This window comes from Corynebacterium sp. HMSC074A09, assembly GCF_001811545.1.
GTDB classification, from domain to species: Bacteria; Actinomycetota; Actinomycetes; order Mycobacteriales; family Mycobacteriaceae; genus Corynebacterium; species Corynebacterium hiratae.
Window position 1 is genome coordinate 182,041 of the sequence record NZ_KV805124.1, and the last position, 22,536, is coordinate 204,576.

A 22,536-nucleotide genomic window follows, 5' to 3' on the forward strand; every position below is an offset into this window, starting at 1 on the left:
GGACGTCATGAGTGAAACTCCCGCTGCTTCTTCATCCCTCAAAACACCGTACGAGGACCTCCTGCGCCGTGTCCTCGAAGAAGGCGCACCCAAAGGCGACCGCACTGGTACCGGCACCCGTTCCCTGTTCGGCGCCCAACTGCGCTATAACTTGGCGGAGTCTTTTCCCCTCCTGACCACCAAGAAGGTCTACTTCCACGGCGTGATTGGTGAGCTGCTGTGGTTCCTGCGCGGCGAGTCTAACGTGAAATGGCTACAGGAGAACAAGGTCCGCATCTGGAACGAGTGGGCCGATGAGGACGGCGAGCTGGGCCCTGTCTACGGCGTGCAGTGGCGCTCCTGGCCCACTCCGGATGGCCAGCACATCGACCAGATCCAGGTCGCCCTGGACACGCTCAAGAACAACCCGGACTCGCGCCGCAACTTGGTCTCCGCATGGAACGTCTCTGAGCTGGACAAGATGGCGCTCATGCCCTGCCACCTGCTCTTCCAGCTCTACGTCGCAAACGGCAAACTCTCCATGCAGGTCTACCAGCGCTCGGCGGACATGTTCCTCGGTGTTCCCTTCAACCTGGCTTCCTATGCCGCGCTGACCCACATGTTTGCCCAGCAAGCAGGCCTCGAGGTGGGCGAGCTCATCTGGACCGGTGGGGATTGCCACATCTACAACGACCACATCGAACAGGTCAAGGAACAGCTCTCCCGCGAGCCCCGCGAATACCCGCAGCTTAACCTCCACAAGGCCGAAAGCCTCTTTGACTATGACTTCGATGATTTTGAGGTCATCGGCTACGACCCCCACCCCACTATCAAGGCTCAGGTGTCCGTCTAATGCTGGGCGCAATCTGGGCTCAGTCCCTCGACAGTGTCATTGGTGACGGCGTGGTCATGCCCTGGCACGTGCCGGAGGACCTCAAGCATTTCAAGGAAGTGACCATGGGCGCGCCCGTCATCATGGGCCGTAAGACGTGGGAATCCCTCAACCCCAAGTTCCGCCCGCTACCCGGTCGGGAGAACATCATTTTGTCCCGCCGCGAACCTGGCGAGTGGTCCGCGGGTGCCACCGTGGTGGATAACCTCGACGCGGCACTCGAAACCGCGCCCGGCGACGCCTGGATCATCGGCGGCGGCCAGCTTTATAACTCCGCCCTCGACCGCGTGGATACAATCGAGCTCACCCTCATGGGCGTGCAGGTGGGCGATGCCTACGGAGCAGATGCCGTCCTGGCCCCGCAAGTGCCGGAGGAATTCAGCCTATCTGCCGATACCGACTGGCTCACCTCCGAATCTGGCCACCTCACCATCCCCGGGCAGCCGCCGAGTGAGCTGCCCATGAAATACCGCTTCCTCACCTACGACAGAAAGGCTGCTGCATAATGAGCACCAACGTTGCCACTCCCGAAACCACTGAGCACGTCACCATCTTCTTTGCCGACTGGTGCCCGTTCTGCCAGCGCCTCATTTCCGCACTCAACCGCACGGAGACCCCGCACGCGCTTGTCGACGCCGAAGCCGAAGGCACCGAAGACATCAACGCGTGGATTGAGTCCGTCAACGACGGCAACCGCATCGTGCCCACCGTCCTCTACTCCGACGGCACCCACGCCACCAATCCCGCTGCTAGCGAGGTCCGCGCCAAGTACGCGGAGCTGGCCGGCGAATAAGCCCCCCCCCCCGCAGCCAGCGCGACCAAAGGCCACGCGTTTACCGCCGCCCTAAGCAGGGCTGCTAGTCTTACCTAGGTGCGCAACGCACCCCCTGCCCCAGTAGCTCAGGGGATAGAGCACGGCTCTCCTAAAGCCGGTGTCGGAGGTTCGAATCCTCTCTGGGGCACGCTGTGAAGTCTCGAGACATCGTTCCGGTCGGTGTCTCGAAATTTTTTGTTTTTAGTTGCCCCGTTGGGGTTGAGTTCGTTGTCTTTCTTGTTGTAATAGATCTTTTCCTCGGTGCGTGTGTAGGCGGCGATTTGTGCCCCGGTGGCGGTTATTTTGATGTCGACGTGGTTGTCGACGCAGACCATGGTGATGGGTTCTCCGCCCCATCGGCGTCCGATGTAGAGGCGGCGTAGTTTGTCGCCCCATCGCAGTGCTGTCTTGCCGTTCGTGCCTACTTTGTCGGTGCGTAGTCGGTAGTCGTGCTCTGGTTTGATGTCAGCTTATCTGCATTCGCCCCCATTAAGGGTGAACCTTCAGATCAATACTAGAAATAGTTTATAAACAGTATTATATGTATTAGGCAAGCCTTACCTTGCCTGATTTTCATGAATCGAGGTTTACTATGACCAAACAGTCCTCTACGCCCGCACGGAGTACAAGCTCATCCAGTGGGTCGACGGCACGTTTAAACACCAGAGATCTCATCAACGCTGGCATCTTTGCTGCACTTTACTTTGTAATCACCTTTATAAGCGGAATGATTGGATTCGCAGGACCACAATTCATGTTTATTGGATGGTTTATCGCGGCAATCGCAAACGGAATCGTGCTAGCGCTTTATGCCGTCCGCACGTCCAAAATGGGTGCTTTCACCCTCGTCGGTGGTATTAACGGATTAGCATTCATGCTCACCGGACACTACTTCTGGACCTTGCTGGGAAGCATAATTCTTGGGTTTATCGCAGATTTGATTATTACAAAAAGCCACCTCAGTATTGCCAAGTCCTTCCCTATTGCCTACGGCATCTTCTGTGTCTGGATTTCTTTGCCTTTTATCCCGCTAATTCTGGATACGGACTCATACTACGTCGATATCGCAGACCAAATGGGTCAAGAATACGCCGATGCTATGTCGGATATCTTCCAGCCATGGACCATTGGAGTACTGGCCATTTGTGCGCTCATCGTCGGCTTTATCGGAGGAAAGGTCGGAGTTCGCGTCAGCCGCAAACACTTTGAAAGCGCTGGTCTCCTGTGAGCCTGCAAAAACAGGGCGTGCTTCGTCGATCTTCGATCGATCCACGGACCGTGCTGCTTTCTGTTCTAGTAATCAATGCGGTAGCTCTCAGCCACGGCCACCTACCGACACTGCTGATTTCTATCGCCTTCAGCTCCATCGCACTAGCTACAGTAAAGCCACACTATGGTCTTATTTGCCTGTTCGCTTTTGCATTATCCTATCTAGGGTATTGGGGCCTATTACAGCTTCCTGGCTCCACATTTTTCGCTTTTTCAGCGGCAATTTTTTCGTGGCTAAGCCGTTTTGTCATCAGCATGTCCATCGGCGCATTCGGCTTGCTCACTCTCACACCATCCACGTTGACCTCAGCACTGCGGGACCTGCGTTTACCAGGCTGGGCCACCATTCCACCGGCGGTTTTCCTGCGCGTTTTGCCGATAATCGTGGCAGAAGCCAAAGCGATCCGCGATGCCATGGTCCTTCGGGGTCTCCAGCCTGGAGTAAAAAGCTGGATCACACAGCCCACACAATCGTCCGCGATGCTGATCATCCCCCTATTAGGCGCCGTCGTCCGCGCTGGTGATGAGCTCGCTGCCTCTGCTCTTGTCCGCGGATTGGGAGGCCCCACACGCCCAACCACCACCGCCGATCTTTCCTTCAAGCTTGTCGATGCAACTGCACTAGCTGGGTTGGGCCTCATTGTTGCCTCTGTCTGGCTCCCCACGGAGGTCCACTTATGAACGAACGCAGTATCGCAACCAGTGTAAACGCCCACAACGCTTCTTTTACATATCCATTGGGCGCTCGGCCAGGCATTCAAGGTGTATCTGATGTGTCTTTTTCTGTCTCTCCAGGACAGTGTCTACTGATTACCGGTGATTCCGGATCGGGAAAGTCCACGGTACTCAAGTTGATCAACGGACTCATCCCCCATTTCAATCCAGGAGAGCTACTAGGCGCCATCACTATTATAAAGGATGACCAGGCTTTTAACCCTGCGGAAGAACCGCTGTCCCGAGCCATCGAGTTCAGCGCCTCAGTATTCCAGAATCCAAGGACACAATTTTTCACTGAAAGCGTCAATGCAGAATTGGCCTTCGGGCTAGAAAACCTTGGTGTGGATCCCACAGAAATTGAGTCGAGGATTCAATCAGCGGTCGAGCTACTAGGCATTAACGATCTTCGGGGCCGGCGATTCAAAGAATTATCCGGTGGACAGTTACAAAACGTGGCATGCGCATGCGCGCTTGTGTCCCCGGGCAGTCTCGTGCTTCTCGATGAACCCACGTCCAATCTCTCCATGGAAAGCATCGATATTCTTGCACGCGCGCTACACCGCTTGAAGGAATTAGGCACAACGATCATTATCGCTGATCACCGCCTCTTTTTCTTAAAAGATATCGCTGACCAAGTTATTTACTTGACTCAGGGAAAAATAACGCGGAGTTTCCACGCTCAGGAGTTTTATGCCTTAGACGAACCCGAACGCAAACAATTGGGGCTACGCAGCTTACACCACGTTCCCCTGCCCGCGAGCGTGCCGGTACCACCCACGCTCGAAAACGCCGATCCCCAGCGGAGCGGACTCGAGTTAAGCAACATCTGTTTTTCTTATGGCACGCATGAGGTGCTAAACATTGACCACGTATTTTTCCCCAGCGGCGAAGTCACCGCCTTAATCGGGCCCAACGGCGCTGGAAAAACCACCCTCGCCAGGATCATTTGTGGTCTTGCTTCTCCCAAACGCGGCGGTAGTCTTCGTTTGAACAGCAAACGAGTAGGAGCGGCTGCCCGCAGACGTACCGCGTACATGGTGATGCAAGATGTTGGCCGCCAGTTATTCGCAGCCACCACCGAAGAAGAAGTAACGCTCGGACTGGCAAAGAAGAAGCGGGACCATATCGATGTCAATGAGATTCTCCATCGCCTCGATCTGGCAGGAATGGCCCAACGGCATCCGCAGTCTCTGTCCGGTGGGCAACGGCAACGCTTAGCCATAGCTTCAGCCCAAGCCAAGCAAGCAGAGGTCTACATCTTCGATGAACCTACCTCTGGCGTGGGCTGGCGCCAACTGCAATCCATCTCTGCGCTCCTTCGATCTCTTGCAGCAAGCGGAGCAGTGGTCATCGTCATCACCCATGACCACGAATTCATCCAAGAATCAGTCACCAGAATCATCGATATGACTGACATCAACAAGAATTGAGAAAGTAATGTCTGAAGTAAAACAAAGTTCCACAGAATCAAGCGGAACCCACGCACCAGAATCACACGGTGCGTCACCGGAAGAAGAGGCTCGCGCAAAACTAAAAGCCGGGCAGGTCGCTCTAAAAAAGCTACTGGCCCCAGTGCAAACAACCATCTACTTCGCACAGTTTCTCTCGCTTATATCCTCGGTACTGGCCGTAGCACCCTACGTCGCGTTGGTGGCACTGGGAAATGCTCTAATCGACGGCAATACTGATGACGTCGCGTCCATTGTGAAATGGCTACTTGCTGCATTTTTGGGACAGCTATTCTTCTATTTCCTTGCCCTTGCGATCACCCACTTCGCTGATGCAAAGCTGGTGGGGATTAACCGGCGCCGAATTATTACCGCTATTGCGAAAGCACCACTCTCGTGGTTTAGCCAGACTAATTCCGGCAAAGTCCGCAAAGCCGTCGAGGACGATACGTTAACTCTGCACACCCTGACAGCCCATGCTCCTGTAGAGAAGGTCGCCGCGATCTTTACGCCCCTCGCGCTTCTGGTTTATGCCTTTATCTTGGATTGGCGCCTTGGTCTACTTTCTATTGCCACTGTGCCCATTTTCCTAGCAATCCAAGCGTATTCAATGAAAGATATGGGCACAAAAACTGCGGAAATGGATAATTATCTGGGTGAGGTCTCTGCGACTGCGGTGGAGTTCTCCGAAGGTATTTCCGTCGTCAAGGCTTTCGGCACCGTTGGCAAAGCCCACGCTCGATATCGCGAAGCTGCCCAAAAATTCGCGGAATTCTATTACGAGTGGGTACGTCCGCTTCTGCGTGTTTCCGCAATCTCAGAGTCTGTGGTGGCGGTTCCTGTCCTCATCCTTATCAATGTAGGAGCCGGTTCCCTGCTGATAGCTGGTGGCTATGTCACGGTCGCTGAAGTCATCGCAACAACGTTAATTGCGCTGGTGATACCGGGCACGATTCAAACCGTCGGCCAAATGATGTGGTCTTACCAGCTCGCTGGCAATGCGGCGTTGCGCCTTGATGAAGTCATGACAATTTCCCATGTGAAAGAAGGCCAAAAGAGCCTCGATGCCAGTAGTCAAGACATGGAGGTGGAGTTCCATAAGGTCAGCTTTAGCTACGCCCCAGACAAACCAGTCCTCCAAGACTTTTCTGCGCAACTAAATGCAGGCACTGTCACGGCATTGATTGGCCCCTCCGGGTCTGGCAAATCCACAGCAGCAACGATGCTGGCGCGTTTCCAGGATCCAGATTCGGGCACAATCACTATCAACAACGTGGATATCCGTGATCTCACTTTCGACAGTTTGTACCGCATTGTGGCTTTCGTCTTACAAGATCCTCACTTACTGCGTATGAGTATTCGGGAAAACATTCGCCTTGCACGCCCAGAAGCCCGCGATGAAGAGATCTGGCAAGCCGCAGAGGCTGCGCACATAGCTGCTGATATTCGCGCTTTACCGGCTGGGCTCGACACCGTTGTTGGTGAAGACACCTCTTTATCCGGTGGACAACAGCAACGCATTTCTATTGCCCGGGCAATCATTACCAATGCCCCAATCTTGATCCTGGATGAAGCTACTGCGGCAACTGATCCTGACTGCGAAGCAGAAATTCAAGCAGCTCTAGCCACACTCGTCAGAGGCAAGACCGTCTTAGTCATCGCCCACAAGCCGGAGTCCATCCAAGGAGCAGACCAAATAATCTGCCTCAAGCCTATGAAGGATAATTCTCATGTCTAATGCCACTACGCCTGTTAGTTCGCGTCTTCGTGATCCGCTACTCACTCGCAGTGTCAAAAAGCTGCAAAGTCCTGTAGGCCATAAGCTCAATAAAAGGTATGCTTGTCTATCGCTTATCGTTGGCGTGCTTGATGGCCTCGCCGTTCTCACGCTCGTGCCACTTACAAAGGCACTCGATGGGGATACGACGATCGCACCATGGATGTGGACGCTTTTGGCAATTGCGCTCGTAGCTTTTGCGCTACGATTTTTCGCAACCCTGGCCTCTTACCACACGGCCTTGGATTTCATCCGAGCCGCGCACACGACTGTGGGCGATAAATTAGCAACGCTACCGCTCGGCTGGTTCGTACCGGCTAATACCGGCGGCCTATCTCGCCTCGTTTCAGATCGCTTTATGGTGGCGTCCGAGACCATTGCGCATGTTCAAGGAACGATATACCGCGATAGCGCGGCACTTGTCACCTTGTTAGTAGGAGCGTGTTTCTGGAACCCGAAGCTGGGCTTGGTCCTTCTTATCATCGCACCATTGGCGCTCGTGGTGATGCAGTTGGCTGCATGGATTCGTGAGAAAGCATCGAACCGCGCACTGGGGCCGAGTAAAGAGCTCTCCCAGCGCATCGTAGAATTTGCTAACCGTCAACCAGCCCTGCGTGCGGCAGGACAATCACAAGTTTTTGCGCCACTAGAGCAAGCACTAGAAATCGACCATAAAGCACGAATACGCGAGCTATGCGTATCCACGTTAGCTTTGCTACTCAACGGCATAGTAGTGCAGATCTTCATCGTGGCTCTCATTATGGTCTCCGCGGATCTTGCCGTTGAAGGCGCCCTATCGCCACTAGAAACAATTGCGATCATCGGAATCAGCTTGAGGTTTACCCGCACGCTTGAGCAGCTAGGTTCTTCTTTCGTCGGTTTAGACGCCGGTCGTATCGCGCTCGCAGAAACTGAGCTCATCACGGATGCTCCTTCCCTGCCAGAACCCACTACTCCGCGCCCAGGCGATGGTTCGGGAAATGTAGAGCTGCGTAATGTCACGTTTGGATACGGCGATAAACCAGTATTGGTAGATGTCACTTTCCATGCTCGATCAGGCACCGTTACCGCCATTGTCGGTCCTTCTGGCTCCGGAAAGACCACAATTGCGCGCCTTATTTCGCGATTCTGGGATGTAGATTCCGGGGCGGTGATGGTTGACGGCGTAGATATCCGCGAGCTTGGAACCGAACAGTTAATGTCCAGACTGTCCATGGTCTTTCAGGACGTCTACCTCTTCGACGACTCGTTAATCGCTAATATCCGCGTTGGTCGTCCCGACGCCTCCGATGAGGAAGTCTTCCGCGCAGCTGATCTTTCAGGCGTGACTTCTATTGCCAACCGCCTAGGGTGGCATACTCCTGTTGGTGAAGGCGGGCGGCTTCTATCCGGTGGTGAACGCCAGCGCGTATCTGTAGCTCGCGCGCTTCTCAAGCAAGCGCCGATTGTACTCTTTGATGAGGCTACCTCCGCGCTCGATGCAGAGAATGAGGCAAACATTCTTGCTGCGATGGACGAGCTACGGGAGCAATCTACTTTTATTGTCATCGCCCATAAGCTGGATACAATCAAATCTGCTGATCAAATCGTAGTCTTGGATGAACACGGGCAAGTCAGCCAGCTGGGCACGCATTCTGAGCTTTCCGATGTCCCCGGTATCTACCGTCACTTCTGGCAGCAACGCAAAGCAGCACGCGGGTGGAAAATCAGTTCGGGACGCGATTAACGCGGGCACCGAGATCGGCGTTGTTTGCGGGGGCACCCTTCTCTCCCCCCCGCAGCACGGAGCACCCTAAGTGCACCGACAAAGCTCAGAGCGAAGAATGCGGTAGCGGCTACGAGCGACCACTGCGCGGCGTTGGCCATGCCTTCGCCAGTTTGTTGTTCATGATGGTTCTCCTTAATCTTCAGTTCCTTGCGCACGGGCAAGCACATGCTGCCCTAGCGATTTCGGGCCCACGAAGCACTGTGAAGCCGAATCAGTCAAGCGACCTTTCTAACAAATAGAGGCCGCCGCGAAACGTGCCAACACAATAGATAACCCCCGCCTCAATGTGAGTCGGGGGACGGAGGTTCGTGGGCTGAGCGCTAGTTCAGGCCCGGAATCTTCGGCAGCGGAGGCTGCGGGATGTTCAGGCCAAAGACGCGGTTGATGGTGGGGATGAGGCCATAGGCCGCGCCGCCGAGGACTGCGATGACAGCGACGATGGGCAGGATGACCTTCGCACCACGGCTGGAGCCGGCGAAGAAGGCCTGGCCCATGTCGTCGATGGAAGGTTCATTCGTGTCGGTTGGATCCGTCGGCTGGGACGGCGTGTTGTCGTCCTCGGACGGGTCCTTCTGGACGGCCGGGCGGGCGGTGAGCCACTCGTCGGAATCCAGAACGCCCTGGGTCAGGCGAGTCTCACCAATCCAGCCGTACCACGGGTCCTGCGGCTTGCGGTTATCAAAGCCAGCGCCCATGACCCACTGCAAATCGCGCGGGAGGAGGCCCTCAGCACCCTTGGCATTGCGCAGGATCGGTGCACCGTTGATGAACATCTCCACGGTGTCGGAATCCGGCTTGTTCACCACGGCGATGTGCATCCACTCATCGGTGGGCACCTCGTGGGACCACACGGTCGAGCCTTCGCCTTCCTTGGGCTCCGCCCACCAGCGCAGCTCACGCAGGTTGGAGATGCCGAACATGACGGTGGGGTCGGTGTCCTCGGAGCCGTCGACAAGCTCAGCGATGCTGGAGTCGCGGGAGAGCGCACTGCCCCAGCCGTGCTCAGAGCCGTTGAAATCCTTCGGAATCTTCACAAAGGACTCGAAGGTGTAGCCCGCGGAAGTATCGACCTTGTTGATCTCAGCGCCTTCCTTGGAACGGAACTCCGCCATCGCGGCCTTGCCGGCTGGGTCGGACCAGTAGAGGGAACCAGAATCAGAAGACAGCGGGTGGTGATCCTTGGTGTAGGTGATGCGCTCACCCGTGTTGGAAGGACCACCCTCGCGAACGAGGTCACCGGCACCGTCGGAACCGAAGGCATCCGGAATGATTGCGCCTTCGGTGGCCACGTCGCCGTCGCTAAGCTGCGCGCCGTCCTTGTCCTTGGTCTGGCCTGGGCGCCAGTGGAAGACGGTCTTGTCGGACTTCACGAAGTCGTTCGGGCCCTCCGGAAGCTGGTCCTGCGGAATGGTGTACGGGGTGTAGCCTTCCTCAACGATGTCGCGGGCCTTCTGGCCAAGGTCCGGGTCATTCTCATCGCCGATGGACCAGTCTGGGGCGAAGTCAGCGAAGCGCTCCTTGAAGTTCAGCGGCACGTGGTAGCTATCGCCCTTGCCATCGAGGATGAGCTTGTCGAACTGCGTGAGCTCCTTTGCCGGCTTCTGCGCGACCCACGGGGACAGGGCGGTCATCTCCAGCTCGTTGCCGGAGAGGTCGAACTCAAGCACGCCGAGCAGGCCGTTACCGCCCTGGTATGCCATCTGGTAGTCCTGCAGGATACCAATGACATCGTGGCCAGCATCGTTCTTATCCACGCGGTAGCCCGCGCCGTGGTGGTGGCCGCCCATGGTGAGGAAAATCTGGTCATTCTTCTTAATGAACTTGTCCCACAGCCCCTGGCCGTAGTCATCGGAGTAGAAGACCTCGCCGGCGCCATCGATGTTGAGAACCTCGTGGCTGGTGAGGATGACCGGCAGGTCCGGGTGGGCATCGAGAACACCCTGGGCCCAGTCCAGGGCCTCATCGTCCGCGCGCCAGGCCAGCGCCAGGACCAAGTACTTCTGACCCTCGGCCTCAAAAATGTGGTACTCAGAGTCGTTGTTGACCGCAGTGTGGCGTTCTTGGAAGGTTTCCGGGTTGGCGGTCTTGGCGCGCTCGGCGCTGAAGTAGTCGTTGTACGGGTGCGCTGACTTATCCTCAATCATGTCGTGGTTGCCTGGCAGGATGGAGTAGTTCAGGTCGGAACCGTCGAGGACCTTCATGGCCTCATCGGCAACCTTCCACTCGCCGTCGACGTCCGGCTGGTCCACCACGTCACCAAGGTGCGTAGCGAAGTCCATGTTGAGCGCTTCCTGGTTCTTCACCAACCACTCGACCTGCGCCTTAAAAGGCTCGCTGCCGTAGCGCGCCTGGGCCAAGTTGCCGGTCTCCGGGGTGGAGTAACGGGAGTAGAACTGCGTATCCGGCAGCACGCCGATGCTAAAACGCGAGCCCAGGCCTTCTGAAGGTTCGGCAGCAGAGGCAGAGACGACGAGGAACGTACCGGCCACCGAGGCGGTGACCAGGGTGCCGAGCACGCGGCGAGCAGTCATAGATCTTCCTATCTAAACGAGGTAGTGAGGTTGTTCCATGGTTTAAGCCATGGAACAACCGACAGAGACAAGGAAAGATTATGGCCCGGAGTTTGCGACCGCGTGACCACAATGTGAATTTCCTTTTAAATGACTACCCGCCTTTTAGCTTCCTCATGGCATTGCCATCTACTTCCGCAGGCTCCTGCCTGCGCTCGTCTGCCTTAAGAGGTGTGGTACACCGGCGCCAGTTCGTAGACCGGAGTATCCATCCCCTCATAGCGCGCCTTAAGCTGAAGCGCTAGGTAGCGCGAATAATGGCGCGATTGGTGCAGGTTACCGCCGTGGAACCACAGCTGCGGAACCTGCGTGGGCTTCCACATGTTGCGCAGCTCGCCCTCCCACGGACCCGGATCCTTGGTGGTATCCGAGCCCAAGCCCCAACACTTGCCCACGGTGTCGGCGACTTCCTTGGAGATCAACTGCTCGGCCCAGCCGTTCATGGAACCATATCCAGTGGCCAGCACGATGACATCGGCGGGTAGTTCGGTGCCGTCCGTCAGCACCACGGATTTCTCCTTCACCTCAGCGATGGACACACCAGATTTCACCGGAATGGAGCCATCAATGACCAGCTCACTGGCACCAACATTGATGTAATAGCCCGAGCCACGGCGCAGGTATTTCAGGTAAAGGCCCGAGCCGTCATCGCCAAAGTCATTCTGGAAGCCGGCCTTCTCCAAACCGTCATAAAAGTCTTTATCGGCCTCACGGATGCCATCGAAGACTTCACGGTGGACGTCGGGAAGCACGGCGTAGGGCCAGGACGCAAAGAGGAGGTCCGCTTTATCTGTGTCCACACCGGCCTCCACGGCTTCTTCCGAGTAGAGCGGGCCGAAGACATCTTTCATCAGGGTATCCGACTGCACGATGTGCGTCGACGAACGCTGAATCATGACTGGCCGCGCGCCGTGCGCGTAGAGGTCCGCGGCGATGTCGTGAGCAGAGTTGTTCGCGCCCAGCACAATGACATCCTTGCCCTCATCGCCCGCACCACCCGGATGCTCCGAGGAGTGCCGGATTTCCCCGGCGAAGTTCTCTTGTCCCTCCAAGTGCGGACGATTCGGAACTCCGGACATACCCGTGGCCAAAACCAGCTGCGTGGGCTCCAGAAGAATCTCTTCTCCGTCCTTGCGAACGGTGACCTTCCACGTGCCGCTGGACTCATCGAAGGAGGCCTTCACGCACTCACTATTGGTCCAGTAATCCAAGTCCATGATGCCCACGTAGTGCTCCAACCAATCCCCCATTTTGTCTTTCGGGGTGAACACCGGCCAGTCATCCGGGAAGGGGAGGTACGGCAGGTGGTCGTACCACACTGGATCGTGCAAGCACAGGGAGTGGTAGCGGCCGCGCCACTGGTCGCCGGGGCGGCCTGCCTTATCGACGATGAGCGTGGGAACACCTTGGCGCTTCAAGCGAGCCCCGAGCGCGATACCGCCCTGGCCACCACCGATGATGAGGACGTAAGGCTGTTCCGTATGCCCCAGTGCCGCACGGCGTTCTTCCCGCAAATCTGCCCAGTTCTTAGCGTCCTTGATCACCTTATGCTCCGTGCCCAGCGGGCGGCGGCGCCCCTTAGGCTCCGGGAAATTCTTCAATTCGCGCGCGGAGGTGAGGAAGGTCCAAGCCTTGTCTCCCCGGAGGCGAACAATTGCCGTGACATAGAAGTTCGCAGACTCACAAGTGAAGTGGACCCGCGTCACGCCATTGCCTTCGTCCTCCACCTCTGTTATCTCCGGGTTGTCGAGCGCAGCGTCAGTGCCGGCAATCATCGCGGCGATGGCTTCCGAACCTTCGGCGGTGTGCAGGTTCCACGTCACCGCGGCAAGATCCCGCCAGAAGCCCCCGGGTTCAAAGACTTCCTCCACGTCCGCTGCCGTCGGTGCTTCACGGTCAGTGAGGTGGACGAGCTTGTCAAGCCAGCCTTTAATTTCCGCAGTCGTCATAGCCACAACTCCTTCATCAAGGGAAACAATTTCTCCCATTCCTACCCCCACAGCGAGATGCACATCACACCCTCTCCCCCGCGTGACAATTTTGTAAAGGGAGAATTTTAAAAGTTCCGCAGCATGACGCATGCGGTGTGGCAACCTGCAAAGCCCTCGCCCCTACCCCTGTTTCCGCCGCTAGGATGAACGCTCATGAGCAACATCACTAAGAAGTACAACGTCGATGTCACCCGCGTCGATACCGGCCACTACCGCGCCACGAACGCGGCGGGCGCCAGCCTCGAGTTCGGCTCGGGCGAAGGACTACTGAGTCCTGTTGAGCTGCTCCTCGCCGCCGTGGCGGGCTGCTCAGCCGTGGACGTCGACGTAGTTACCTCCCGACGTACGGAGCCGGAGGTTTTCGACATCCAGGTGGAAGGCACCCGCGTCGACGAAGACGGCGCCTCAAGGCTTAGCGACGTCGACGTGAAATTCTCCCTCCGCTTTCCCGATACCGACGCCGGGCGCCAAGCCCAGTCCATGGTGGAGCGCCTCGTGCGCATCTCCCAAGAAAAGGACTGCACCGTATCCCGCACGGTGGAAAACCCCACTAACGTCACTTTCCGCACGACAGAGTCTTAAGCACCTTTAGACAAAGGGATTGTCGTCGCACCCAGCAAATGCTACCCCTGGTGCAATTTTCAACCATTGTGACTAAAGTGATTGCGGAAACTTTCTTCTTCACCGCCTCCCAAGGAGAATTCACACCATGTCCTTGTCCCGTCGTTCCCTGTTCAAGGCCGGTGCCCTCACGCTGGCCGCCGGTGCCATCGGTAGCCAGGCGCCCGCTGCTCTCGCCGTGGGCCCAGCTTTGGGCACCATCATCGACTTCTCTGCCGGTGTTCCTTCCGCCCGCGCCATCAAGGCAGCCGGCCACCTCGGCGCCATCCGCTACGTATCCCAACGCCGCCCCGGCGCCGAATGGATGAAGGGCAAGCCTGTCACCCTGGCGGAGACCAAGGCCAACGCAGCGGCAGGCCTCAAGACCGCTTCCATCTACCAGTTTGGCCGCGCGGAAACTGCGGACTGGCTCAACGGCGCTGCGGGCGCCGCAGTCCATGCGCCGCAGGCCATCGCCATCCACAAGGCTGCGGGCGGGCCGACCGGGCGCCCCATCTACATTGCCATCGATGACAATCCCACCCGCGCCCAGTACGAGAACCAGATCCGCCCCTACCTCAAGGCCTTCTCCGCAGCGCTGAGCGCCGCGGGCTACCAGACTGGCGTGTATGGCAACTACAACGTCATCGACTGGTGTGTTGCCGACCGCATCGGCCAGTTCTACTGGATGCACGACTGGGGCTCTGGCGGAAAGCTCCACCCGCGCACCACCATCCACCAGAAGGCCAAGAATCAAGCCACTATCGACGGCATTACGTGCGATATCAACACCGTATATGCCAACGACTGGGGCCAGTGGACCCCGGGCGATGGTGCTGTGGAGCCGCCAAAGGTCAAGGACATCCCGGCAGTGCCTGACGACATCCCGTTGCCCAATGTTTCCCTGCCGGATCCCACCGGGCGCGGCTCCAGCGTCAGCGGCGATGGCATCACCATCGCCGGCTCCTCCATTAGCAATGACCAGGTGCGCGGCGCGGTGGATATCCTCAACACCGTGCGCAAATCCATGAGCTAATCAACACGCGGCGGCGCTGGTCTCTACCGCGCCGCCGTTGTCTTCGCCGCCGAAGAAGACGGCGTGGAGGACGACGACGTGGTCGATGACGCCGGTTCCGGCGACTCTGTGGACGCCGCTGGCTTTGAGATGCTGGAGGGGGCAGCGGTAGACGTCGTCAAGCGCGTGGTGCTAGCGCCGGGATGGGCCAGCGCCTCTTTGTTCAAGTTGTTTCCCTTCACGAGGTTCTTACCCGTGATTTCCTTGCGCACGTAGGACGTGAGCTCCTCGGCTGAGCCCTCGATGGAGGCAGCCACAACAAAATTCTCTCCAAACGACACCGAGGAATGGCGGTCCTTACTGTCGGACCAACCCCACTTGGAGCCCACGACGTCACTGAGCTTCGCGGTGCCATAGTTTTGCTGGTAGCCATCGGCTGAGACGGCATCGGCGTGGGACATCGCCACCAAAACTGGGTGCGTCGGATCATCTTCCAAGAGCTGAACGATGAAGCGCACCACGTCATAGGTGGAGGTCATCGAGTGACCCCAATCCTCCCCCGCTGACGTAGAGTCCAGCCCATATTCCTTGGCGATTGCATCGATGGACCGCGGGTACTTCTCAAAGAGCTTCCCGGCGCTCTCATCCGAAGAATCAGCAATCATGTCCAACGCTAGGTACTTGTCTTCGAAGGAACCGTGCTCCAGCACGTAGGCGGCGATGTAGAGCTTGATCAGGCTGAGCGCATAGCGCGGCTGGTGCTCGGTGGGCGAGCCCATGTGCATGCCTGTCTCAATGCGGTAGTACGTGATTGACTTCTCGTCATCCCCCTTAAGGAATTGCCCCACGGTGTCCCCTACCGCCGCGAGCTGTGGATCGCCCTTCTTATGCGCGATGGGGCCGGGAGTAGCCGTGCTGGTGTGCGTTGGGCGCCCCACCGTGGAGTCTTCTTCATTCGCAGGCGAGCACGCGACAAGGGCCGTGGCACCGAGCACGCACGCCAGAAGGGCGGCACCAGCACGCGCTGGTACCGCCCTATAACGAGGCTGCGGGTAAAACACGAGGTTAGAGTCTACCCGCTACCGTTTGGAATGTAGTGCTTGAGGTGGCGCTTAGTGGTCCACCGGAGCCTCCACGCCCACACCGGTCAGGGAGCGAACCTCCATCTCGGCGGACAGCTCTTCCAGGTTGTCCGGCGGGGTCATGATGGACACGATCCAACCGGCGAAGAAGGCCAGCGGGATGGTCACGAGGCCCGGAGAGGACAGCGGGAAGATGGACCAGTCGGCGTTCGGAAACATCGAGGTCGGGGTACCGGAGACCGCCGGAGACAGGAAGATGAGCACCAGGCAGGAGATAACACCGGTGTACATCGACGCCACGGCACCTGCGGTGTTGAATCGACGCCAGTACAGGGAGTACAGGATGGTCGGCAGGTTGGCGGAAGCAGCCACGGCAAAGGCCAGGGACACCAGGAAGGCAACGTTCTGGGTCATGGCCAGAATGCCCAGGATGATGGAGACAATGCCCAGGACGACCACGGTGATCTGGGAGACGCGGACCTGCTCAGCCTCAGTGGATTCACCGTTGCGGATGACGGAGTGGTAGATATCGTGCGCGATGGAGGCCGACGCAGTGATGGCCAGGCCAGCAACAACAGCCAGAACGGTAGCGAAGGCCACCGCGGAGATGACCGCCATGAAGATGGAGCCACCGATCTCCAGCGCCAGCAGCGGGGCCGCGGAGTTCGCACCGCCCGGTGCGGCGAGGATGCGGTCCGGACCAACGAGGGCGGCAGCGCCGTAGCCCAGCACCAGGGTCATGAGGTAGAAAGCACCAATGATGACGATGGCCCAGGTAACGGAGCGGCGAGCCTCGGTCGCGGTCGGCACCGTGTAGAAGCGCATGAGAACGTGCGGCAGACCACCGACACCCAGCACGAGGGCAATACCCAGGGAGATGAAGTCAAGCTTGGTGGTGAGGTTCTTGCCGTACTTCAGGCCCGGCTCCATGATCTGGGAGGCCTCGTAACCCTTCTCCTGGATAGCAGCGGAGTTGGCGTGCATATCAATTGCCTGGGTGAAGAGCGTGCTGAAGCCACCCTTCAGCATGACGAAGGTCAGGATGCACATGATAACCACGCCGGTGACCAAAAGCACGGCCTTGATCATCTGCACGTAGGTCGTACCCTTCATGCCACCAACGAGGACGTAGACGATCATGAGGATGCCCACGATGCCCACGACGACGGCCTGCCACTTGAACTCGTGAATATCCAGCAGCACGGCCACCAGGGAACCGGCACCGGCCATCTGGGCGATGAGGTAGAACAGCGAGACGAACAGAGTGGAAATCGCCGCCGCCACGCGCACTGGACGCTGCTTGAGACGGAAGGACAGCACGTCCGCCATGGTGAAGCGGCCCACGTTACGCATCGGCTCGGCGACGAGCATCAGCGCAACGAGCCAAGCAACGAAGAAGCCGACCGAGTAAAGGAAGCCATCGTAGCCGTTGAGGGCGACAGCACCGACGATGCCCAAGAAGGACGCGGCGGACAGGTAGTCACCGGAGATAGCCAAGCCATTCTGGCGGCCGGAGAAGCTTCCGCCACCGGTATAAAAGTCAGAGGCTTCCTTCGTGGATTTACCAGCACGAAGCACCACGTACATGGTGACAACAAGGAACGCCGCGAAGACTGAAATATTGAGAATCGGATTGCCGGCGGAGGATTCCGCTGCGGCCAAAGTAATGGTCTGCATTGTTTAGCCCTCCAGTTCCTGGCGAATAGCCGCCGCCTGCGGCTCGATGTTCTTATTGGCGTAATTGACGTAGATATACGTGATGATAAAGGTGGTCAGGAACTGGGCCAGACCGAAGATGAGGCCAACGTTCCAACCTCCCCCAAGTTCAATAGCCATGAAGTCTGGCGCAAAAACGGCGGCCAGCACGTAGAGGACGTACCACACAAAGAACGCCACAGTCATGGGGAAGGTGAACTTGCGGTATGTGCCGCGCAGCTTCGCAAACTGCGAGCTATCGCGCATCTCGACGAACTCTTGCGGCGTCGGTTCGCGGCGCGAGTCAATCGAAGCAGGTGCGTCAGTCATGTCGCTCTCCTTACAAGGGGAATCTTTTCTCCACAAACCGCGGTGAGAGACTAACTACAGTGTCTTCAGTCACGTTTTGCCTTGCCCAGTAAGTTACCTAACCTCTCTTGCAAGGTTGTAAATCCTGCCAAGAAAAGTTAATAACGCACACTTTTATTACCCCCTACCACCGCGATGACATGGGATTTCTATCGCGTTGCCAACACCCCCACAGGAAACTCCAAACAGTGAATCTAATTTAGCAAAGCGAAACTTCGCAGCCATTGTGCAGATCTTCGCCCCCTGCGGCACCCCTCAGAGCACCCTCACCCCCTTGCATGCCCACTGCCAGAAGGCACAACAAAACCCGCCTTCCCCGCTCCGCCCCTCCCCTATTTATCCCTATTTATAAGGAATAAGAAAAATATGGTGAAGGAGAAGCAAAGCGTGGAAGGCGGGTTCTATCGCTCGCGCTGGGACTGTGCCCGGCTATTTAAGCGCCAGGGAACTCACGCGGATCCTTAAACATGCGGCCAAAACCTTCCTGACCGTCGAGCGCATCGAGTGCGGCAACATCCTCTGGTACAAGCTCCACCTCCGCGGCCGCGAAGTTCTCCGCTAGGCGCTCTCGGCGGCTGGACTTCGGGATGACGGAAATGCCCTTGCTCAACAGGTACGCCAGCACAGCCTGGCCCGGGGTGATGTCGTGCTTCTCAGCGACGGCGATGACCTCGGGATTATTGAGGATCACACCGCGCGCCAGCGGGGACCACGCCTCCGTCACGATTCCGTGGTTGTCGTGGAACTGACGCAGCTCCGGCTGAGTAAAGCCCGGGTGCAACTCCACCTGGTTGAGGACCGGAACGATACCCGTCTCATCGATCAGAGTCTGCAGGGTCTCCTCGTAGAAATTAGCCACGCCAATCGACGCGATCTGCCCCATGCCCTGCATGCGGGCAATCTCCTCGAAGGTCTCCACGTACAGCCCGCCCTGCGGCCAGGGCCAATGGATGAGGTAGAGGTCGAGGTAATCCAGCTGCAGCTTGTCCAGGGATGTACGGAAGGCCTGGCCTACCTTGTCTTTACCGTGGTGATCGTGCCAAACCTTGCTGGTAATAAAGAGCTCATCGCGGGTGACGTCGCCAGCCTTCATGGCGTCATGCAACGCCTGGCCCAGCTCTTCTTCGTTCTCGTAGAGGGTAGCGGTGTCGAAGTGGCGGTAGCCCAGCTCGATTGCTTCACGCACGGAGCGGACGAGATCCTCCCCGCGCAGCTTGTAGGTTCCAAGCCCCAGCAGGGGCATCTCGCGGTCATCATTGAACGTGGTTTGTGGGACACTCATGACTTCCATTGTGCCGCACTCCCGCGCGCTGTGGGGCAAGATTCTGGCATCGCTACTCGCACGGACAGCCCTTAACGCGCCAAAGCCCTGACCGACTGCGCACAAGGCGCGGCGCTCAGGACGGTCAGGGCGTCGACAGCCCGAAGGACAGAGGCAATCCCTTCATTCCTTTAGGCTTTGGATTTAGGCACGAATGAGGTCGATAACGAAGGTCAACGTGCGGCCGGACAGCGGGTGTGCACCACCGGCGGGGCCATAGGCCTTCTCCGGCGGGATGACCAGCTTGCGGCGACCGCCCACCTTCATGCCCGGGATGCCCTCTTGCCAGCCGGCGATGAGGCCGGTCAGCGGGAACTCGATCGACTGACCACGACCCCACGAAGAGTCGAACTCCTGGTTCGTCTCATAGTCGACACCTACGTAGTGGACCTCAACGAAGCCGCCCGGCTGGGCTTCGGCGCCGTCACCCACCACGATGTCTTCGATGACAAGGTCCTGGGGAGCAGGCTCCGTTGCCGGCTCAATTACGGGCTTTTCCATTGGGGATTATCCTCCTTGGACTGTTTTCTTCTTTGCTGGCCGCATACACGTGGGCCGAGCCACAACACTCCCCAGTATAAGGGGAGATGTGGGGCTCGGCCCTAGAAATGCAGCGTATGGGCTATTGTTTAGCGCTCGCTGCGCGGGGTGACCTTGCGCAGGGTCTCGCCGGTGTAGATCTGGCGCGGGCGGTTGATCTTGGTGTTGAGCTCAAGCTGCTCACGGTACTGAGCAATCCAGCCCGGCAGGCGGCCGATGGCGAAGAGGACGGTGAAGAAGTCCGTCGGGAAGCCCATGGCGCGGTAAATGAGGCCGGTGTAGAAGTCCACGTTCGGGTAGAGCTTGCGGGAGACGAAGTAGTCGTCGTTCAGCGCAATCTCCTCGAGCTTCATGGCCAGGTCCAGCATCGGGTCGCCGCCCAGGTGATCGATGATCTCGTGTGCGGTGTCCTTGACGATTGCCGCGCGCGGGTCGTAGTTCTTGTACACGCGGTGGCCGAAGCCCATGAGGCGAACGCCCTTTTCCTTGTTCTTCACGCGGTTCATGAAGTCGGTGGCGTCGCCGTCGTGGTTGTTCTGGATATCCTCAAGCATCTCCAGAACGGCCTGGTTCGCGCCGCCGTGCAGCGGGCCGGACAGGGCGTTGATACCACCGGCGATGGCGACGAACAGGTTGGCCTGCGCGGAGCCAATCATGCGAACGGTGGAGGTGGAGCAGTTCTGCTCGTGGTCAGCGTGCAGGATAAGGAGCTTATCCAGAGCCTTGGCCACGATCGGGTCGACCTCATACTCCTCAGTCGGGTAACCGAACATCATGCGCAGGAAGTTCTCGCGAGCGTTCAGCTTGTTATCCGGGTACATGTAGGGCTTGCCCTGGGATGCACGGTAAGCGTAAGCGGCCAGCATCGGCACCTTGGCCAGCAGGCGGACGGTTGCCTTATCCAGCTGCTTCTCATCCAGCGGGTTGAGCTGATCCTGGTAGTAAGCGGAGAGAATGTTAACGGAAGAGGCAAGAACGGCCATCGGGTGCGCGTCGCGCGGGAAGATATTGAAGGCGGCCTTAAAATCCTCATCCAGCAGGGTGTGGTGACGGATATCAGTGTTGAACTTCGACAGCTCGTCCTCGGTCGGCAGGTGTCCCTTAATCAACAGGTAGGACACCTCGTTAAAGGTGGCGTTCTCAGCGAGATCCGCGATGTCGTAGCCACGGTGACGGAGGATGCCTTCCTCACCGTTAATAAAGGTGATCTTGGACTCGGTGGAACCAGTAGCCGCATAACCCGGGTCGAAGGTAACGAGGCCGGTCTCGTTACGGAGCTTGCCGATATCGAAGCCGGAGTCACCCTCCGTGGACTGCTTAATGTCCATCTCGTACTCGCCACCGGGGTACTGCAGTACAACCTTGTTGTTTTCAGATGCCACGTGTTTTCCTTTCCTCAATGTTCAACGCCGGCCAAGGCCGGCGCAACAAGACTAAACCTCTTCACACTTTAGCAAAACTTGTGACTCTGCCAACATTGGCAATCCTGGCAAAGTATCTAGTGCGCGAACGAAACTAGGCTACACTGCCCACATGAGCAACTCAGAACTCGTCCTGCCAGCAGATCTCCTCCCTACCGACGGCCGCTTCGGCTGCGGGCCGTCCAAGGTCCGTCCCGCCCAAATTGAGGCAATCACCGCCGGTGCTGACACCATCATTGGAACTTCGCACCGCAAGCCAGCCGTCAAGAATCTCGTCGGCTCCATCCGTGAGGGGCTCTCCGAGTTGTTCGCGCTGCCAGAGGGCTATGAAATTGTCCTCTCCCTGGGCGGCGCTACCGCCTTCTGGGACGCCGCAACCTTCGGCCTGATTGAGAAGAAATCAGCGCACCTAAGCTTCGGCGAATTCTCCTCTAAATTTGCTAAAGCCGCTGCCGGAGCCCCCTGGCTCGACGCCCCGCTCGTCACCGAAGCCGAGGTTGGCACCGCCCCAGACCCGAAGGCTGCCGACGCCGAGGGCGCCGACATCATCGCCTGGGCCCACAACGAAACCTCCACCGGCGCTATGGTTCCGGTAGCCCGCCCCAACCCCGATAACGCAGAGCAGCTTGTTGTCATCGACGCCACCTCGGGCGCCGGCGGCCTGCCAGTCAACATGTCCGATGCTGACGTCTACTACTTCTCACCCCAGAAGTGCTTTGCCTCCGACGGCGGCCTGTGGCTGGCTGCTATGTCCCCGGCAGCCCTGGAACGCATCGAGAAGATCAACTCCTCCGATCGCTTCATCCCGGCTTTCCTCAACCTGCAGACTGCGGTAGACAACTCCCGCAAGAACCAGACCTACAACACTCCGGCCGTCGCCACGCTCCTCATGCTGGAGGACCAGGTGAAGTGGATGAACGCCAACGGCGGTCTCGACGGCATGGTCAAGCGCACCACGGAGAACTCCTCCATCCTGTACAACTGGGCAGAATCCCGCCCGGAGGCCACCCCCTTCGTGGCCGAACCTGCCGCACGATCCCTCGTGGTGGGCACCATCGACTTCGAGGACAGCGTCGATGCCGCCGCTATCGCCGCCACGCTGCGCGCCAACGGCATTCTCGACGTCGAGCCCTACCGCAAGCTCGGCCGCAACCAGCTGCGCGTGGGCCTGTTCCCGGCGATCGATTCGGCGGACGTCACCAAGCTCACCAAGGCTATCGATTACGTCCTAGACAACCGTTAGGATTCGCTCGAAACCCATTAGGCCG

General features: G+C 58.1%; 19 protein-coding genes, 1 tRNA gene and 1 pseudogene. 12 read left to right on the forward strand and 9 right to left on the reverse strand.

All coding sequences use genetic code 11. From position 1 onward, the window contains the following. Nucleotides 1–7: 7 nt before the first annotated feature. The 4 genes from HMPREF2807_RS03195 to HMPREF2807_RS03210 all read left to right on the forward strand — a co-directional run bounded on the left by HMPREF2807_RS03195 (nt 8) and on the right by HMPREF2807_RS03210 (nt 1,833). Nucleotides 8–832 carry a thymidylate synthase gene (locus tag HMPREF2807_RS03195; protein ID WP_070510458.1) on the forward strand — a complete coding sequence of 275 codons (825 nt, stop codon included), beginning with the start codon at nt 8–10 and terminating at the stop codon, nt 830–832. Further along, the gene (locus tag HMPREF2807_RS03200) at nt 832–1,377 is read left to right on the forward strand and encodes a dihydrofolate reductase (protein WP_070510460.1); all 546 of its coding nucleotides are present in this window, start codon (nt 832–834) and stop codon (nt 1,375–1,377) included. Before HMPREF2807_RS03195 ends, HMPREF2807_RS03200 begins: the two co-directional genes overlap by 1 nt. Further along, entirely contained in the window at nt 1,377–1,664 is a 288-nt protein-coding gene (locus HMPREF2807_RS03205) for a glutaredoxin domain-containing protein (protein WP_070510462.1), read from the forward strand. Before HMPREF2807_RS03200 ends, HMPREF2807_RS03205 begins: the two co-directional genes overlap by 1 nt. Before the next feature lie 96 nt (nt 1,665–1,760). After that, nucleotides 1,761–1,833 (forward strand) — tRNA-Arg (locus HMPREF2807_RS03210). 43 nt (nt 1,834–1,876) lie between these two features. On the opposite strand, the pseudogene HMPREF2807_RS13370 reads toward HMPREF2807_RS03210, so the two are convergent. Beyond that, nucleotides 1,877–2,137, reverse strand: a pseudogene (locus HMPREF2807_RS13370) (IS481 family transposase); the annotation flags it as partial. A gap of 140 nt (nt 2,138–2,277) precedes the next feature. Here HMPREF2807_RS13370 and HMPREF2807_RS03220 point away from each other — a divergent pair. Genes HMPREF2807_RS03220 through HMPREF2807_RS03240 form a run of 5 tightly spaced genes read left to right on the forward strand, consistent with a single transcriptional unit; the run spans nt 2,278 to nt 8,622 of the window. Then, nucleotides 2,278–2,913 carry an MptD family putative ECF transporter S component gene (locus tag HMPREF2807_RS03220; RefSeq protein WP_070447309.1) on the forward strand — a complete coding sequence of 212 codons (636 nt, stop codon included), beginning with the start codon at nt 2,278–2,280 and terminating at the stop codon, nt 2,911–2,913. Continuing rightward, the gene (locus HMPREF2807_RS03225; RefSeq protein WP_034969655.1) at nt 2,910–3,635 is read left to right on the forward strand and encodes an energy-coupling factor transporter transmembrane component T family protein; all 726 of its coding nucleotides are present in this window, start codon (nt 2,910–2,912) and stop codon (nt 3,633–3,635) included. The genes HMPREF2807_RS03220 and HMPREF2807_RS03225 overlap by 4 nt, the downstream gene beginning before the upstream one ends. Further along, on the forward strand, nt 3,632–5,101 hold the full coding sequence (locus HMPREF2807_RS03230) for an ABC transporter ATP-binding protein (protein ID WP_049147404.1): 1,470 nt from the start codon (nt 3,632–3,634) through the stop codon (nt 5,099–5,101). Before HMPREF2807_RS03225 ends, HMPREF2807_RS03230 begins: the two co-directional genes overlap by 4 nt. A 7-nt stretch (nt 5,102–5,108) precedes the next feature. Next, on the forward strand, nt 5,109–6,857 hold the full coding sequence (locus tag HMPREF2807_RS03235; protein WP_070510464.1) for an ABC transporter ATP-binding protein: 1,749 nt from the start codon (nt 5,109–5,111) through the stop codon (nt 6,855–6,857). Next, nucleotides 6,850–8,622 carry an ABC transporter ATP-binding protein gene (locus tag HMPREF2807_RS03240; RefSeq protein ID WP_070510466.1) on the forward strand — a complete coding sequence of 591 codons (1,773 nt, stop codon included), beginning with the start codon at nt 6,850–6,852 and terminating at the stop codon, nt 8,620–8,622. Before HMPREF2807_RS03235 ends, HMPREF2807_RS03240 begins: the two co-directional genes overlap by 8 nt. A 362-nt stretch (nt 8,623–8,984) precedes the next feature. Here the strand turns inward: HMPREF2807_RS03240 and HMPREF2807_RS03245 are convergent, their stop codons facing one another. Next, complete coding sequence (locus tag HMPREF2807_RS03245; RefSeq protein ID WP_070510469.1) at nt 8,985–11,195, reverse strand: LamG-like jellyroll fold domain-containing protein; 2,211 nt, start codon at nt 11,193–11,195, stop codon at nt 8,985–8,987. 203 nt (nt 11,196–11,398) lie between these two features. Beyond that, nucleotides 11,399–13,183 carry a flavin-containing monooxygenase gene (locus tag HMPREF2807_RS03250; protein WP_070510471.1) on the reverse strand — a complete coding sequence of 595 codons (1,785 nt, stop codon included), beginning with the start codon at nt 13,181–13,183 and terminating at the stop codon, nt 11,399–11,401. A gap of 195 nt (nt 13,184–13,378) precedes the next feature. Here HMPREF2807_RS03250 and HMPREF2807_RS03255 point away from each other — a divergent pair, with 195 nt between their 5' ends. Both HMPREF2807_RS03255 and HMPREF2807_RS03260 read left to right on the forward strand, forming a co-directional pair. Then, nucleotides 13,379–13,807 carry an OsmC family protein gene (locus HMPREF2807_RS03255; RefSeq protein ID WP_070510472.1) on the forward strand — a complete coding sequence of 143 codons (429 nt, stop codon included), beginning with the start codon at nt 13,379–13,381 and terminating at the stop codon, nt 13,805–13,807. 127 nt (nt 13,808–13,934) lie between these two features. Beyond that, complete coding sequence (locus tag HMPREF2807_RS03260; protein WP_070510474.1) at nt 13,935–14,861, forward strand: DUF1906 domain-containing protein; 927 nt, start codon at nt 13,935–13,937, stop codon at nt 14,859–14,861. Nucleotides 14,862–14,884: 23 nt separating this feature from the next. Here the strand turns inward: HMPREF2807_RS03260 and HMPREF2807_RS03265 are convergent, their stop codons facing one another. The 6 genes from HMPREF2807_RS03265 to HMPREF2807_RS03290 all read right to left on the reverse strand — a co-directional run bounded on the left by HMPREF2807_RS03265 (nt 14,885) and on the right by HMPREF2807_RS03290 (nt 21,229). Beyond that, on the reverse strand, nt 14,885–15,901 hold the full coding sequence (locus tag HMPREF2807_RS03265) for a hypothetical protein (protein ID WP_070510477.1): 1,017 nt from the start codon (nt 15,899–15,901) through the stop codon (nt 14,885–14,887). Nucleotides 15,902–15,952: 51 nt separating this feature from the next. Then, on the reverse strand, nt 15,953–17,599 hold the full coding sequence (locus HMPREF2807_RS03270) for a solute symporter family protein (RefSeq protein ID WP_070510479.1): 1,647 nt from the start codon (nt 17,597–17,599) through the stop codon (nt 15,953–15,955). A 3-nt stretch (nt 17,600–17,602) separates the two neighbouring features. After that, a complete protein-coding gene (locus HMPREF2807_RS03275; protein WP_070510480.1) occupies nt 17,603–17,947 on the reverse strand; it encodes a DUF485 domain-containing protein in 345 nt (114 codons plus the stop codon). A 472-nt stretch (nt 17,948–18,419) separates the two neighbouring features. Continuing rightward, a complete protein-coding gene (locus HMPREF2807_RS03280; protein WP_070510483.1) occupies nt 18,420–19,277 on the reverse strand; it encodes an aldo/keto reductase in 858 nt (285 codons plus the stop codon). 174 nt (nt 19,278–19,451) lie between these two features. After that, on the reverse strand, nt 19,452–19,808 hold the full coding sequence (locus tag HMPREF2807_RS03285) for an FKBP-type peptidyl-prolyl cis-trans isomerase (protein ID WP_010187736.1): 357 nt from the start codon (nt 19,806–19,808) through the stop codon (nt 19,452–19,454). A 128-nt stretch (nt 19,809–19,936) separates the two neighbouring features. Beyond that, the gene (locus HMPREF2807_RS03290) at nt 19,937–21,229 is read right to left on the reverse strand and encodes a citrate synthase (protein ID WP_083306669.1); all 1,293 of its coding nucleotides are present in this window, start codon (nt 21,227–21,229) and stop codon (nt 19,937–19,939) included. Between the two features lie 151 nt (nt 21,230–21,380). Here HMPREF2807_RS03290 and serC point away from each other — a divergent pair, with 151 nt between their 5' ends. Then, the gene (gene serC / locus HMPREF2807_RS03295) at nt 21,381–22,511 is read left to right on the forward strand and encodes a phosphoserine transaminase (RefSeq protein ID WP_070510485.1); all 1,131 of its coding nucleotides are present in this window, start codon (nt 21,381–21,383) and stop codon (nt 22,509–22,511) included. Nucleotides 22,512–22,536: the final 25 nt, after the last annotated feature.

What these genes read in the sequence shown, in the direction of transcription:
- serC (WP_070510485.1), top strand. Translation starts at nt 21,381, where the DNA reads ATGAGCAACTCAGAACTCGTCCTGCCAGCAGATCTCCTCCCTACCGAC.
- HMPREF2807_RS03285 (WP_010187736.1), bottom strand. Translation starts at nt 19,808, where the DNA reads ATGGAAAAGCCCGTAATTGAGCCGGCAACGGAGCCTGCTCCCCAGGAC.
- HMPREF2807_RS03235 (WP_070510464.1), top strand. Translation starts at nt 5,109, where the DNA reads ATGTCTGAAGTAAAACAAAGTTCCACAGAATCAAGCGGAACCCACGCA.
- HMPREF2807_RS03270 (WP_070510479.1), bottom strand. Translation starts at nt 17,599, where the DNA reads ATGCAGACCATTACTTTGGCCGCAGCGGAATCCTCCGCCGGCAATCCG.
- HMPREF2807_RS03275 (WP_070510480.1), bottom strand. Translation starts at nt 17,947, where the DNA reads ATGACTGACGCACCTGCTTCGATTGACTCGCGCCGCGAACCGACGCCG.
- HMPREF2807_RS03240 (WP_070510466.1), top strand. Translation starts at nt 6,850, where the DNA reads ATGTCTAATGCCACTACGCCTGTTAGTTCGCGTCTTCGTGATCCGCTA.
- HMPREF2807_RS03200 (WP_070510460.1), top strand. Translation starts at nt 832, where the DNA reads ATGCTGGGCGCAATCTGGGCTCAGTCCCTCGACAGTGTCATTGGTGAC.
- HMPREF2807_RS03280 (WP_070510483.1), bottom strand. Translation starts at nt 19,277, where the DNA reads ATGGAAGTCATGAGTGTCCCACAAACCACGTTCAATGATGACCGCGAG.
- HMPREF2807_RS03205 (WP_070510462.1), top strand. Translation starts at nt 1,377, where the DNA reads ATGAGCACCAACGTTGCCACTCCCGAAACCACTGAGCACGTCACCATC.
- HMPREF2807_RS03250 (WP_070510471.1), bottom strand. Translation starts at nt 13,183, where the DNA reads ATGACGACTGCGGAAATTAAAGGCTGGCTTGACAAGCTCGTCCACCTC.
- HMPREF2807_RS03260 (WP_070510474.1), top strand. Translation starts at nt 13,935, where the DNA reads ATGTCCTTGTCCCGTCGTTCCCTGTTCAAGGCCGGTGCCCTCACGCTG.
- HMPREF2807_RS03245 (WP_070510469.1), bottom strand. Translation starts at nt 11,195, where the DNA reads ATGACTGCTCGCCGCGTGCTCGGCACCCTGGTCACCGCCTCGGTGGCC.
- HMPREF2807_RS03230 (WP_049147404.1), top strand. Translation starts at nt 3,632, where the DNA reads ATGAACGAACGCAGTATCGCAACCAGTGTAAACGCCCACAACGCTTCT.
- HMPREF2807_RS03255 (WP_070510472.1), top strand. Translation starts at nt 13,379, where the DNA reads ATGAGCAACATCACTAAGAAGTACAACGTCGATGTCACCCGCGTCGAT.
- HMPREF2807_RS03195 (WP_070510458.1), top strand. Translation starts at nt 8, where the DNA reads ATGAGTGAAACTCCCGCTGCTTCTTCATCCCTCAAAACACCGTACGAG.
- HMPREF2807_RS03220 (WP_070447309.1), top strand. Translation starts at nt 2,278, where the DNA reads ATGACCAAACAGTCCTCTACGCCCGCACGGAGTACAAGCTCATCCAGT.